This is a genomic window from Escherichia sp. HH26CH (assembly GCF_009820205.1).
In the GTDB taxonomy this organism is placed as follows: Bacteria; Pseudomonadota; Gammaproteobacteria; order Enterobacterales; family Enterobacteriaceae; genus Escherichia; species Escherichia coli_F.
Map to the genome: position 1 here is coordinate 73412 of NZ_VNXM01000067.1, position 13506 is coordinate 86917.

The following is a 13506-nucleotide window of genomic DNA, read 5'->3' on the forward strand; positions in this document are numbered from 1 at the left end:
GATGCGCGCCGGATGGCATACCATCCGGCATAAACGCTACGCTAACTTCGCCATCAGCGCCTGATGGACATTCTCCGGCAGGAAATGGGTGACATCGCCCTGATGGCGCGCCACCTCTTTCACCAACGATGAAGAGATAAACGACCACTCTTTCGACGGCATAAGAAACACACTTTCCAGTTCCGGCATTAAGTGGCGATTCATATGCGCCAGCTGCATTTCATATTCAAAATCCGCCACCGCACGCAGGCCACGAATCAGCACCGTAGCGTGTTGATTACGGGCGAAGTTCGCCATCAAATCACTAAACCCGACCACTTCCACGTTTTCCAGATGCGCAGTTGCGTGCTGTGCCAGCGCCACACGCTCTTCCAGAGTAAACATCGGTTTTTTACTGGGGCTGGCGGCAATCGCCAGAATAACGTGATCGAACATTTGCGTGGCACGCGTCACGATATCGATATGACCATTGGTAATGGGATCGAAAGTACCCGGATAAATCGCCCGTTTTTGCATAACAACCTCAATGCGTTTTCGGTGGCAGGTAAGGTTCCAGAAGTTGAAGCAGACGCTGTAGCGCGCCCTGGTTTTGATACAGCACTTCAACGGCATGACGGCCATAGAAACTACGGTAATCGGCGTCGGTGAGTAAAGAGGAAACCTCTTTTGCAAGCGTAGTGGCATCGGTAACGGTAATCAGCCCGCTTGCCTGCTCCAGCCGTGCGCAAATATCTTTAAAGTTAAAGGTATGCGGTCCCATCAATACCGGAATAGCGTGTGCGGCGGCTTCCAGTGGATTATGCCCACCACGTTCAACCAGTGAACCACCAACAAAGGCGAGATCGGCAATACCGTACAGCAACATCAACTCGCCCATCGTATCGCCAACCACAACCTGCGTGCTGGTGGAGGGGACTTCCCCTGAAGAGCGTGTGATATAGCTTAGCCCAGCCTGGCGGACAAGGTTAATCGCATCCGGGAAGCGTTCCGGGTGACGTGGTACCAGGATGAGCAATAAGTTCGGGAATTGCTGTAACAATGCCTGATGTGCGGCGATCACCACACTCTCTTCGCCTTCGTGAGTGCTGGTGGCAATCCATACCGGGCGATGAGGTGCCCACTGGCGGCGCAGCGTTACTGCTTTGGCAGCCAACTGCGGCGTGACAGAGATATCGAATTTCAGGCTACCAGTGATGGTCACCTGATTATTTTTTGCACCCAGCGCCACAAAACGTGCACCATCTTCTTCATTTTGGGCGGCAATCAGCGTAATTCGACGTAGCAAGCGACGGACGAATTTGCCCAGTTTGGCATAACCTGCGGCAGAGCGTGCAGAGAGTCGCGCATTAGCGATCACCAACGGAATTTTACGTTTATGTAGCGCCGCAATCAGGTTAGGCCATAGCTCGGTTTCCATAATCAACACCAGTTTGGGGTCGACTTTATTCAGGAAACGATTAAGCGCATCGGGTAGATCGTAAGGCAGATAAACGTGCTGAACATCCTTACCGAACGCAGATTGTACGCGTTCCGAACCGGTTGGCGTCATGGTGGTGACGGTAATCGGTAAATCAGGATAACGATGACGCAGCGCGCGCACCAATGGGATCGCCGCCAGCGTTTCACCAACGGAGACGGAGTGCAGCATAATGCCGCCTGGTTTTAGCGGATGGCGGTAAAAACCGTAACGTTCACCCCAGCGTTTTCGATAGGCCGGAGCCTTACGTCCGCGCACCCAGAGCCGTATCCAGATCAGCGGCTGAATAAGGTAGAGAAGGGCGGTGTAAAGCAATTCGAGCATAGTAAATAGCTGACTTATGGATGTGCTGGGGATTCTATGTATTTAGCTGTGGCTTTACCATTACTTTTCCCGTTTTTGACTTAAATAGCAATTTACCCGCCAATTCTTGCTGAACATCTATACTTTTTTTGTATTTTTATGCGATTCATTGATTTCCGCAGTACGTGCAGTAATGAATCGCGGAGCAACAGTGAAAGAATATTGTTGCTAATGATTTTATTTGATTGATTTCTTTATTGAAAAACAACGATGTGCTTAAAAATCATTCGGATCGGATTGCCGCGAAAGAAGTGATACACTAGCGCGTCAATATCAGTACGGTATCAGTATTCAGGTAGCTGTTGAGCCTGGGGCGGTAGCGTGCTTTTTCTGCTTCACCTTAATCGGATAATCTCAACAAAAAGAGTTACTTGTGGATAAGCCATTTCGAAGAATTTTGCTCATTAAGATGCGTTTTCATGGGGATATGTTATTAACTACTCCTGTCATTAGTTCGCTGAAAAAAAATTACCCTGACGCAAAAATCGATGTGCTGCTTTATCAGGACACCATCCCGATTCTGTCTGAAAATCCAGAGATTAACGCGCTCTACGGCATAAAAAATAAAAAAGCAAAAGCTTCAGAAAAAATTGCCAACTTTTTTCATCTCATCAAGGTATTACGTGCCAATAAGTATGACCTTATCGTTAATCTTACCGATCAATGGATGGTTGCTATACTGGTTCGCTTATTAAATGCCCGTGTGAAAATTTCCCAGGATTATCATCATCGGCAGTCTGCTTTTTGGCGTAAAAGCTTCACCCATCTGGTGCCGTTGCAGGGTGGAAATGTGGTGGAAAGTAACTTATCCGTGCTGACGCCACTGGGTCTCGAATCGTTGGTGAAGCAGACAACGATGAGTTACCCGCCTGCAAGCTGGAAACGAATGCGTCGCGAACTTGATCACGCAGGTGTTGGACAAAATTATGTGGTTATCCAACCTACCGCGCGGCAAATCTTCAAATGCTGGGACAACGCCAAGTTTTCCGCTGTGATTGATGCCTTACATACACGTGGCTATGAAGTCGTTCTGACGTCCGGCCCGGATAAAGACGATCTGGCCTGCGTCAATGAAATTGCGCAGGGATGCCAGACGCCACCAGTAACGGCGTTGGCCGGAAAGGTAACCTTCCCGGAACTTGGTGCGTTAATCGATCATGCGCAGCTGTTTATTGGCGTTGATTCCGCACCGGCGCACATTGCCGCTGCAGTTAATACGCCGCTGATATCGCTGTTTGGTGCAACAGACCATATTTTTTGGCGTCCCTGGTCAAATAACATGATTCAATTCTGGGCGGGAGATTACCGGGAAATGCCAACACGCGATCAGCGTGACCGAAATGAGATGTATCTTTCGGTTATTCCGGCGGCAGATGTCATTGCTGCTGTTGATAAATTATTGCCATCCTCCACGACAGGTACGTCGTTATGATCGTTGCTTTCTGTTTATATAAATATTTTCCCTTTGGCGGTTTGCAACGCGATTTTATGCGTATTGCTCAGACAGTTGCGGCCCGAGGGCATCATGTTCGGGTTTATGCCCAGTCATGGGAAGGCGAATGCCCTGATGTGTTTGAACTGATCAACGTGCCGGTTAAGTCGCATACCAATCACGGGCGTAACGCGGAGTATTTTGCCTGGGTGCAAAAACATTTACACGAGCATCCGGTCGATAAAGTCGTTGGATTCAACAAAATGCCGGGGCTGGACGTTTATTATGCCGCTGATGTTTGTTATGCCGAGAAAGTGGCGCAGGAGAAAGGCTTTTTCTATCGCCTGACGTCACGTTATCGCCATTATGCCGCCTTTGAGCGGGCAACCTTTGAACAGGGCAAGCCGACACAGTTTCTGATGCTGACGGACAAGCAAATCGCCGATTTCCAGAAACATTATCAGACTGAAGCGGAGCGTTTTCATATTTTGCCTCCGGGGATTTATCCTGACCGTAAATATAGCCAGCAGCCAGCCAATAGCCGTGAAAGCTTTCGTAAGAAAAATGGAATAACAGAACAACAATATTTATTGTTGCAGGTCGGTTCAGACTTCACGCGTAAAGGTGTCGATCGTTCCATTGAAGCACTTGCTTCGCTCCCGGATTCACTGCGCCACAACACATTGCTATATGTTGTTGGGCAGGATAAACCGCGAAAATTTGAGGCGCTGGCAGAAAAACGCGGCGTGCGCAGTAATGTTCACTTCTTCTCGGGGCGCAACGATGTCTCGGAATTAATGGCGGCGGCGGATTTATTACTGCATCCTGCCTACCAGGAAGCGGCGGGAATTGTGCTGCTGGAAGCGATTACTGCAGGATTACCGGTACTAACAACAGCCGTTTGTGGCTATGCGCATTATATTGTTGACGCCAATTGCGGCGAGGCTATTGTTGAGCCATTCCGCCAGGAAACATTGAATGAGATTTTACGCAAAGCGTTAACGCAATCTTCATTGCGCCAGGCCTGGGCGGAAAATGCGCGACATTATGCTGATACACAAGATTTATACAGTCTGCCAGAAAAAGCGGCGGATATCATAACGGGTGGTCTGGATGGTTGAACTTAAAGAGCCGTTTGCCACGTTATGGCGCGGTAAAGATCCTTTTGAGGAAGTTAAAACCTTGCAGGGTGAGGTTTTTCGTGAACTGGAAACTCGCCGCACTCTGCGCTTTGAAATGGCGGGCAAAAGCTATTTTCTCAAATGGCATCGCGGCACGACCCTGAAAGAGATAATCAAAAATTTACTCTCATTGCGGATGCCAGTATTAGGCGCAGACCGCGAATGGAATGCGATTCATCGACTGCGGGATGTCGGCGTTGATACTATGTATGGGGTGGCATTCGGCGAAAAAGGCATTAATCCGCTGACCAGAACCTCGTTTATTATAACCGAAGATCTGACACCAACCATCAGTCTGGAAGATTACTGTGCTGACTGGGCGACTAACCCACCAGATGTCCGCGTAAGGCGTATGCTTATTAAACGTGTCGCGATGATGGTGCGCGATATGCATGCTGCGGGCATTAACCACCGTGACTGTTATATCTGTCATTTCCTGCTGCACTTGCCTTTTTCCGGTAAGGAAGAGGAGTTAAAAATTTCAGTAATTGACCTGCACCGGGCGCAGCTTCGCACGCGCGTTCCACGTCGTTGGCGCGATAAAGATCTTATTGGGCTTTATTTTTCTTCGATGAATATTGGCCTGACTCAGCGGGATATCTGGCGGTTCATGAAGGTGTATTTTGCTGCCCCGCTTAAAGACATTCTCAAGCAGGAACAAGGGCTGCTGTCGCAAGCAGAAGCAAAAGCCACAAAAATCAGGGAAAGAACGATTAGAAAATCGTTGTAACCCTTTAGAAATGAATAACTTATTTTAGCCAAAATTTTGGATACAGAATCAATATGTCTCAACTCAATGATAGTGACATCATCCTTTTTGAGTATAATTTCCATTATAAGAATATAAGATCTAAAAATACTCTTGATATAGCATTTGGAATTGATAGAAATTTTCTTTTTGGATGTGGTGTAGCCATTGCATCTATTCTATTAAACAATAGAGAAATATCTTGTGAGTTTCATGTTTTCACAGATTATATCAGTGATAAAGATAAGTTATATTTTTCTGATTTAGCAAAACAATATGATTCAAGAATTAATGTTTATGTTATCAATTGTGATAAGCTGAAGTCATTACCAAGCACGAAAAACTGGACTTATGCCACATATTTCAGATTTATAATTGCAGATTACTTCTCTAATAAACATGAAAAAATTCTATATCTTGATGCAGATATTGCTTGTAAAGGTAGCATTAAAGAACTCTTAGATTATCAATTTTCTACTAATGAAATTGCTGCAGTTGTAGCTGAAAGAGATGTTGAATGGTGGCAGAATCGATCCTCGATACTAACTACACCGCAATTAGCTTCTGGATATTTTAATGCTGGTTTTTTGCTGATAAATATTGTTGAGTGGAATCGAAATAACATTTCGACAAAAGCTATTGAAATGTTGCGAGACCCAGATTGGGTAAGTAAAATCACCCACCTTGATCAAGATGTCCTGAATGTATTATTGAATGGTAAAGTCAAATTTATATCAGAAAAATATAATACCCGATATAGTATTAACTATGAATTAAAAGACAAGGTTGATAATCCAGTCAATGATGACACTGTGTTCATACACTATGTAGGGCCTACAAAACCCTGGCATGAGTGGGCTGATTATCCTGTGTCACGTAGTTTTTTGATCGCCAAAGCTGCTTCTCCGTGGTGTAAAGAAGATTTACTTAAACCTGTAAATAGCAATCAGTATCGGTATTGCGCAAAACATAAATTTAAACAAAAGCATTATATAGCAGGCATTCTTAATTATTTAAAATATTATAAAGAAAAATGCTTCTAAATATTTAAGGTTAAAATACTTCATCATGATATATAATAAAACGATAAATGGGTTGAAAGTTCTCATAAAAGATAATGATCCCTTTTACGAGCAAGTTCTGAATGACTTTTTAACTTGTAGGATTAAAACATTAAAAGTTTTTCGTTCTATTGATGATACAAAAGTCATTCTTATTGACACTGCTCGCGGACCTCTTGTGCTTAAAGTTTATGCGCCAAAGCATAAAATGGCCGAACGTTTCTTAAAATCTTGTGTCAAAAAAGATTATTATGAGAACTTAATTTATCAAACTGATCGGGTACGTGGTGAGGGCATCCAATCAATTAATGACTATTTTTTACTTGCTGAACGTAAAACATTAAATTTCTCACATTATTATATTATGCTCATTGAGTATATTGAAGGTGTGGGGTTAAATGAGTATTCGGAAATTTCAGAAGATCTGAAGCATCAATTATCAGAATCGATTAAAGAGTTGCATCAGCATGGAATGGTGTCTGGCGATCCTCATAAAGGAAATTTTATAGTATCCGAAAAAGGATTAAGACTAATAGACCTTTCAGGTAAAAAAACAACCGCAGTTTTAAAAGCGAAAGATCGTATTGATCTCGAACGGCACTATAATATAAAAAATGAATTGAAAGACTTTGGCTATACATACCTTGTATTCAAAAAGAAAATTAAAAAAGCAATCAGGGATGTAAAAATCAAGCTGGGATTGAAAAACAAATAATATTTATGATGAAGGGTAATTAAATTGGATTTTAAACATCTTACTCGATTTAAAGATATAATTGAACTGGACAAGCGCCCTGTTAAAATTGATGAACGGGAAACGTTCAATGTCTCATGGGGTATTGATGAGAACTACCAGATTGGGGCTGCGATTTCAATTGCTTCAATTCTTGAAAATAATAAAAAAAACAACTTTACCTTTCACATAATCGCTGATTACTTAGACAAAGAGTATATTGAATTATTATCACAATTAGCAACGAAATATCGAACGGTTATTAAATTATATCATATTGATTCTGAGCCACTGAAAGCGTTACCTCAATCAAATATCTGGCCAGTATCTATTTATTATCGTTTGCTTTCATTTGATTATTTTTCTTCGCGATTAGATTCATTATTATATCTTGATGCTGATATTGTCTGTAAGGGTTCATTAAATGAGTTACTGGAATTAGAATTTAAAGATGAATATGGTGCTGTAGTAATTGATGTTGATGCTATGCAAAGTAAAAGTGCTGAGCGTTTGTGTAATGAGGATTTTAACGGTAGCTATTTTAACTCTGGTGTAATGTATATTAATTTACGGGAATGGTTACAACAAAGACTAACGGAGAAATTCTTTGATCTATTATCAGATGAGTCAATTATCAAAAAATTAAAGTATCCGGATCAAGATATTTTAAACTTAATGTTTTTACATCATGCTAAAATATTACCGAGAAAATATAATTGTATTTATACTATAAAGTCAGAATTTGAAGAAAAAAATAGTGAATATTACACCCAGTTTATTAATGATGAAACTGTCTTCATACATTATACTGGTGTAACTAAGCCATGGCATGATTGGGCGGACTACGCATCTGCAGATTATTTTCGTAATATTTATAATATATCTCCATGGAGAAATATACCTTATAAAAAAGCTGTTAAAAAACATGAGTACAAAGAAAAATATAAACACTTGCTTTACCAGAAAAAATTTCTCGATGGTATTTTTACAGCAATTAAATATAATGTTATGAAAGGTTAATATTCGAGATGGTTGATAAAATAATATTTACAGTTACTCCTATTTTTTCAATTCCTCCTCGCGGAGCGGCCGCTGTTGAAACGTGGATGTATCAGGTTGCTCAGCGTACCAATTTCCCAAATCGTATTGTTTGTATCAAGAATCCAGGATACTCAAATTACACCTTTGTTAATGATAATTGTAGTATTCATAGGGTTGGATTCAGCCGCATATATAAGCGGTTATTTCAAAAATGGACAAGACTTGATCCTCTTCCATATTCACAGAGAATATTGAATATTGCACATGATTTTCCTATAACGAAAGAAAGTGTTATTGTAGTTAATAATAGCATGAAGCTATATGCTCAAATTCGTAAGCGAGCACCTCAGGCAAGAGTGGTTATACATATGCATAATGCATTTGAACCAAAATTGCTTGAGCAAAATGTTAAAATGATAGTGCCTAGCTTATACTTGAAAAAGTATTACCAATCTTATTTAGCAAATGCAGATATTGAGATTGTACCAAATGGAATTGATTTAGAAACCTATCAATCTACTTTTCAGCCGATCACTAGAAGCGAACTTAATATCTCCCCTGAAGAGAAAATTATTTTTTATGCTGGGCGTATCGTCCCTGACAAAGGCATATTACTGTTGATGCAATCATTCGAAAAATTGGCCGCTGCTCACAAAAATTTAAAATTAGTTGTGATTGGTGATTATACAGAAATGAGTAAAAGTGACAAAGGTGCATATCAACACAATGTCAGGGAAATTGCAAAACGTTTGAAGGATCGTTGCATTATGTTAGGAAGCATACCGCCTGAAAAGATGCATTGTTATTACCCACTGGCAGATTTAGTTGTCATTCCTTCCCAGTTCCAAGAACCATTTTGCATGGTGGCAATTGAAGCTATGGGGGCTGGTAAGCCTGTTTTAGTGAGTACGCGTGGGGGGATGACGGAATTTGTCAAAGAAAATACTACGGGATTCCATTTAAAAGAACCTATGACTGCAGACTCCATAAGCAGCGATATTTTAAAAACGTTAGCGAATCCTGAATTAACAGCAGTTGCAAAGCAAGGTCAGGATTTTGTGTTTGATCACTACAGTTGGGATGGCGTAACTCAAAGATTTGAAGAGGTTATTCATAATTGGTTTGAATAAATAAAAAGGCCGCATTATGCAGCCTTTTTATTTTTTACTTGTTTTTCATCGCTAATAATAAGCCGGCGTAAACGCCTAATAAATTTGGTTCAATTTGTTCTACGTTTCCACGGATAACAAAATAACCTATAAAAGATAGTAAGATTATATAATATGCATTATATGGTGAGCGGTTTTTATTCTGGACGCCATTTTTTATACACTCTTTCAATATTGCGCAGTATAGCATCATAAGACTTATCAGCCCTAATAAACCAGTGCCAAACCAGATGAATAGCGCAAAATTATGTGGCCCTATCGATTGTCTAAAGGTCCATTGTGGATAATCAACGACACGTTTATTATAGACATCTTTATATGCAACGTTACCGTAACCGTAACCAATAACAGGATTTTCTAATATTAGATCGAGTGCGCTGCCTTGAGTACCATTTGCATAACGATAAGAACTATTAGTTTGTTGAAGTTTATACGTTAGCTTTGCGGTCATCTCCTTATGTGTGAAAATAACCGACAATGCAATGATGGAAACTATTACTCCTACTAATAGTAACTTCCATTGTTTAAACATCAGAATCCATATTAATCCAATGACCAACACGGAAAGCCAAGCTCCTCTGGATAAAGTTCCTAATATCAGAAAAATAAAAATAACGCTTAGAACCGCAAAAGAAATGCGGTATTTTGCTGATTTGATAAGCCAGAGATTTAACAATGCAGGAAATAAAAAGACCATCGAGTCAGAAATGCTACGGTGTCTATAATCTGCAAATGGCATTACCCCTTGTTGATAGTCCTTATAATAGGCAATCAATTCAGAAAAACAACGTAAGCCCAACGCACTTATAAATGAGAAGAAAACGATTTTTTCGACATTTTCTCTTTTCTCGTCTCTCAATATGACCGGTATTGCTATTGTGCACAGTAAAGTATTCTCAATGATAGCTTTGAAAATTTCCTTCATGCTAGCACCTGCATCTGGGGATTGAAGAAGTGATAGCAATGCAGCAATAGTTAATATGGCAACACTACCAAAAAGACATGTTTTAAATAGTGAAAGATAGTGTTTTGGCCGTTTGCAGAGATAGACGATTGTCGTTATTGTCATAAGAATAACAATAAGATGTTTATACCTTGTAATCCCACCCAAAAAATAGGTGGTAATGAATAAGAATACGAGAGCTCTGTTCCAGTACGCTATCCAGTTTTTTTTCTCGAGAGAGAAAAATAATGTTGAGGTCATCTTATCTCCGATGTCAACTTATTGGTTATTATTTCAAGATTTAAATTTTGAAAAACGGTTTGAGCTGGCAAATCTGCAAGAGACATACTTGTAGAACGACACTCTACTTGATTCTTCCCATACCCACCAATTAATCCCGGATCGGTAGGTCCATAAACCGTGATATTGGGTCTATCCAGTGCCGCCGTTAAATGGCTTAACCCCGTATCCACCGACACCACAAATTTAGCCCCGGCCAGCACGCGGGCAACGCCTTCCAGACTCATCTTCGGCAATACGTCGACATAATCAAATCCTTCCGCCAGTCTTTTTGCCCGCTCTTCTTCATGCGGCGCGCCCCACGGAAGTTTAATGCGAATCCCTGAATCTGCCAGTAAACCAATCAACTCTCGCCAGTGTGCTTCCGGCCAGTGTTTATCATCACGGGTTGTTGCATGAAGAAATACGGCATATTCGCCAGCATCTGTTGGCAGGTTCGTCAGGAAATGCTGCGCAATAGCATAATCGCCCTGAGTCTGCGGTTTGCTATAGCCCAGACTTTTGGCAAACAGTTCGCGGGTGCGTTCTACGGCGTGCTGCTGTTTTGCAATATGATGTTTACGATTGTAAAACAGGCTGGCTAACGGTTCGCGAGAGGTTTGCCAGTCCATTCCATGCTTTACGCCATGCGCCAGACGCGTCACCAGCGCCGCGCTTTTTACCAGCCCCTGAGCGTCGATAATTGCGTCATAGTTCTCTGCTTGTAGCGCTTCACGAAACGCTTTCCGTTCAGCTTTTATGGGGGCCGAGAACCAGGCTTTACGCCAGCGACGTATTGCCACAGGAATAACTCGCTCAACGGCGGCGTGCCAGGAAGGAATCTGTGCGAACCCTTCTTCCACCACCCAGTCAAACTTAATCCCCGGGATTGCCTGCTGGGCATCAGTGAGTGCGGGCAACGTATGGAGAACATCGCCCATCGACGATGTTTTAACGATCAAAACCCGCATCCGTCAGGCTTCCTCTTGTAACAATAGCGCGTTGAGTTCTTCCAGTACGCGCTGGGGAGTAATGTCGATCAAGCTCTGGTGATAACCCTCCGCAGCATCACCTTTACGCACTTTGTGATAGCCGGTAATCAGGCGGATCACGCGCGCTTTATGGGATAGTGGCGGTGTGAAGTCCGGGCTACTCGGACCATACAGGGCAACCAAAGGACGATTGAGCGCCGCCGCAACGTGCATCAGGCCAGAATCGTTAGTGACAATGGCTTTACAGGCTGCAATCAGGATAACCGCTTGATCAAGCTGTGTTTCCCCCGCCAGGTTCCGGCACCATGCCTGCTGCTCGGTATTCAAAGCGGCAAGAATCTCATTGCCCGCTTCATGATCTTTCGCCGAGCCAAACAGAGCCACCTGATAACCTTCATCAATCAGCTGCTTTGCCAGCTCCGCATAGTGGTAGTGTGGCCAGCGTTTTGCCGGACCAAACTCCGCTCCGGGGCAAAAGCCAATCATCGGACGTTCTGATGAGAGCGAAAATTGATTACAGGTATATGATTTTTCACCTTCGCTCACCTGCAACTGCGGCCATAACAATGGCTGCGGCAGATCTTGTGCGGTACGCATAATGCCTTTGTCATAGGCTAGCGCGACATAGCGTTCCACCATTAGCGGCCAGGCTTCTTTATCGAGCACGCGTACATCGTTAAGTAAACCGTAGCGCATCTCGCCGCGCCAGCCGGTGCGATGAGGAATACCCGCGAAGAAAGGCACTAATGCGGACTTGAAGGAGTTGGGTAAGACGTAGGCGCGGTCGTAGCGCTTTTCACGCAGACTATGACCCAGTTTGCGGCGTTCGCCGATTTCCAGCGCTCCGTGACCGAGAGGCATAGGAATAGCTTCGTTAACTTCCGGCATCCGCGATAACAATGGACGGCACCATGCCGGTGCCATCACGTCGATTATCGCCTGGGGATAGCGCGCCTGGAGCGTGCGATAGAGACTTTGCGACATCATCATGTCGCCAACCCAAGACGGGCCGATCACCAGTATTTTCATGCAGAGCTCTTATGCGTCGCGATTCAGCCAGGCCATGTATTCCGTTACACCTTCAGCAACGGTTTTGAACGGTTTGTCGTAACCCGCCGCGCGCAGATTCGTCAGATCTGCCTGAGTGAACGCCTGATAGCGGCCTTTCAGTTTATCCGGGAACGGAATGTATTCGATCTGGCCTTTCTTGTGATAAGCAAGCGTAGCATCTGCTACTGCCTGGAAGGATTCTGCACGACCGGTGCCGAGGTTGAAGATGCCGGAAACGCCATTTTCCAGGAACCACAGATTCACATCTGCCACATCACCCACGTAGACGAAGTCGCGTTTAAAGTTCTCGCTACCTTCGAACAGTTTCGGCGATTCACCATTGTTGAGCTGGGTGTTGAGATGGAAAGCGACGCTCGCCATGCTACCTTTATGGCCTTCACGCGGCCCATAAACGTTGAAATAGCGGAAGCCAACAATCTGTGAGTTTGCTTCCGGCAGGATTTGGCGAACATATTCATCAAACAGGAACTTCGAATAACCGTAGACGTTCAGCGGTTTTTCGTATTCACGGGATTCAATAAAGTCGGAGGTGCGTCCACCGTAAGTGGCTGCGGAAGATGCATACAGGAACGGGATTTCGCGCTCCAGACAGTAGTGCAGCAGCTCTTTGGAGTATTGATAGTTGTTATCCATCATATACTTGCCATCCCACTCGGTGGTGGAAGAGCACGCGCCTTCGTGGAAAATCGCTTCGACATCGCCGAACTCTTCGCCAGCCATAATCTGGATCAGGAAGTCTTCCTTATCCATATAGTCCGCGATATCCAGATCGACCAGGTTCACAAACTTGGTGCCGTCTTTCAGGTTGTCCACCACCAGAATATCGGTGATGCCTTTATCATTCAGGGCCTTAACGATGTTGCTGCCGATAAAGCCCGCGCCGCCGGTAACGATGATCATAACTGTAACCTTCGAATTATGGAGTCAGAGACAATCTCAGACACGAATGTCTGTAATCATACCATCACATCCGAATCCCTTCAGCCCTTTACATAAAGATGCAAGGATGCTAATTG

General features: G+C 43.4%; 13 protein-coding genes. 7 read left to right on the forward strand and 6 right to left on the reverse strand.

Annotation, left to right across the window (positions count from 1 at the left end; translation table 11 throughout):
* Nucleotides 1-36: 36 nt before the first annotated feature.
* Nucleotides 37-516: a pantetheine-phosphate adenylyltransferase gene (coaD, locus tag FQ015_RS22775; RefSeq protein ID WP_160524540.1), complete on the reverse strand. Its 480-nt coding sequence runs from the start codon at nucleotides 514-516 to the stop codon at nucleotides 37-39.
* 7 nt (nucleotides 517-523) lie between these two features.
* Nucleotides 524-1801 carry a lipid IV(A) 3-deoxy-D-manno-octulosonic acid transferase gene (gene waaA, locus FQ015_RS22780; protein ID WP_000891553.1) on the reverse strand — a complete coding sequence of 426 codons (1278 nt, stop codon included), beginning with the start codon at nucleotides 1799-1801 and terminating at the stop codon, nucleotides 524-526.
* A gap of 412 nt (nucleotides 1802-2213) precedes the next feature.
* On the opposite strand from waaA, the gene rfaQ reads away from it, so the two are divergent.
* Genes rfaQ through FQ015_RS22815 form a run of 7 tightly spaced genes read left to right on the forward strand, consistent with a single transcriptional unit; the run spans nucleotide 2214 to nucleotide 9166 of the window.
* Nucleotides 2214-3272 carry a lipopolysaccharide core heptosyltransferase RfaQ gene (rfaQ, locus tag FQ015_RS22785; protein ID WP_000360404.1) on the forward strand — a complete coding sequence of 353 codons (1059 nt, stop codon included), beginning with the start codon at nucleotides 2214-2216 and terminating at the stop codon, nucleotides 3270-3272.
* Nucleotides 3269-4393 (forward strand): glycosyltransferase family 4 protein, encoded by a 1125-nt coding sequence (locus FQ015_RS22790; protein WP_160524541.1) that lies wholly within the window; start codon nucleotides 3269-3271, stop codon nucleotides 4391-4393. The genes rfaQ and FQ015_RS22790 overlap by 4 nt, the downstream gene beginning before the upstream one ends.
* On the forward strand, nucleotides 4386-5183 hold the full coding sequence (rfaP, locus tag FQ015_RS22795; protein ID WP_160524542.1) for a lipopolysaccharide core heptose(I) kinase RfaP: 798 nt from the start codon (nucleotides 4386-4388) through the stop codon (nucleotides 5181-5183). Before FQ015_RS22790 ends, rfaP begins: the two co-directional genes overlap by 8 nt.
* Before the next feature lie 53 nt (nucleotides 5184-5236).
* On the forward strand, nucleotides 5237-6244 hold the full coding sequence (waaO, locus tag FQ015_RS22800; RefSeq protein ID WP_115739089.1) for a lipopolysaccharide 3-alpha-galactosyltransferase: 1008 nt from the start codon (nucleotides 5237-5239) through the stop codon (nucleotides 6242-6244).
* Between the two features lie 25 nt (nucleotides 6245-6269).
* A complete protein-coding gene (gene rfaY, locus FQ015_RS22805) occupies nucleotides 6270-6977 on the forward strand; it encodes a lipopolysaccharide core heptose(II) kinase RfaY (RefSeq protein WP_000639950.1) in 708 nt (235 codons plus the stop codon).
* A gap of 24 nt (nucleotides 6978-7001) precedes the next feature.
* Nucleotides 7002-8015, forward strand: coding sequence for a glycosyltransferase family 8 protein (locus FQ015_RS22810; protein WP_160524543.1), 1014 nt, complete (start codon nucleotides 7002-7004; stop codon nucleotides 8013-8015).
* A gap of 8 nt (nucleotides 8016-8023) precedes the next feature.
* Complete coding sequence (locus FQ015_RS22815) at nucleotides 8024-9166, forward strand: lipopolysaccharide N-acetylglucosaminyltransferase (protein WP_160524544.1); 1143 nt, start codon at nucleotides 8024-8026, stop codon at nucleotides 9164-9166.
* Nucleotides 9167-9200: 34 nt separating this feature from the next.
* Here the strand turns inward: FQ015_RS22815 and rfaL are convergent, their stop codons facing one another.
* Genes rfaL through rfaD form a run of 4 tightly spaced genes read right to left on the reverse strand, consistent with a single transcriptional unit; the run spans nucleotide 9201 to nucleotide 13390 of the window.
* Complete coding sequence (rfaL, locus tag FQ015_RS22820; RefSeq protein WP_160524545.1) at nucleotides 9201-10409, reverse strand: O-antigen ligase RfaL; 1209 nt, start codon at nucleotides 10407-10409, stop codon at nucleotides 9201-9203.
* Entirely contained in the window at nucleotides 10406-11398 is a 993-nt protein-coding gene (rfaC, locus tag FQ015_RS22825) for a lipopolysaccharide heptosyltransferase RfaC (RefSeq protein ID WP_160524546.1), read from the reverse strand. The genes rfaL and rfaC overlap by 4 nt, the downstream gene beginning before the upstream one ends.
* Nucleotides 11399-11401: 3 nt before the next feature.
* Nucleotides 11402-12448, reverse strand: coding sequence for an ADP-heptose--LPS heptosyltransferase RfaF (gene rfaF / locus FQ015_RS22830; RefSeq protein WP_160524547.1), 1047 nt, complete (start codon nucleotides 12446-12448; stop codon nucleotides 11402-11404).
* A 9-nt stretch (nucleotides 12449-12457) separates the two neighbouring features.
* Entirely contained in the window at nucleotides 12458-13390 is a 933-nt protein-coding gene (gene rfaD / locus FQ015_RS22835) for an ADP-glyceromanno-heptose 6-epimerase (RefSeq protein ID WP_000587750.1), read from the reverse strand.
* Nucleotides 13391-13506: the final 116 nt, after the last annotated feature.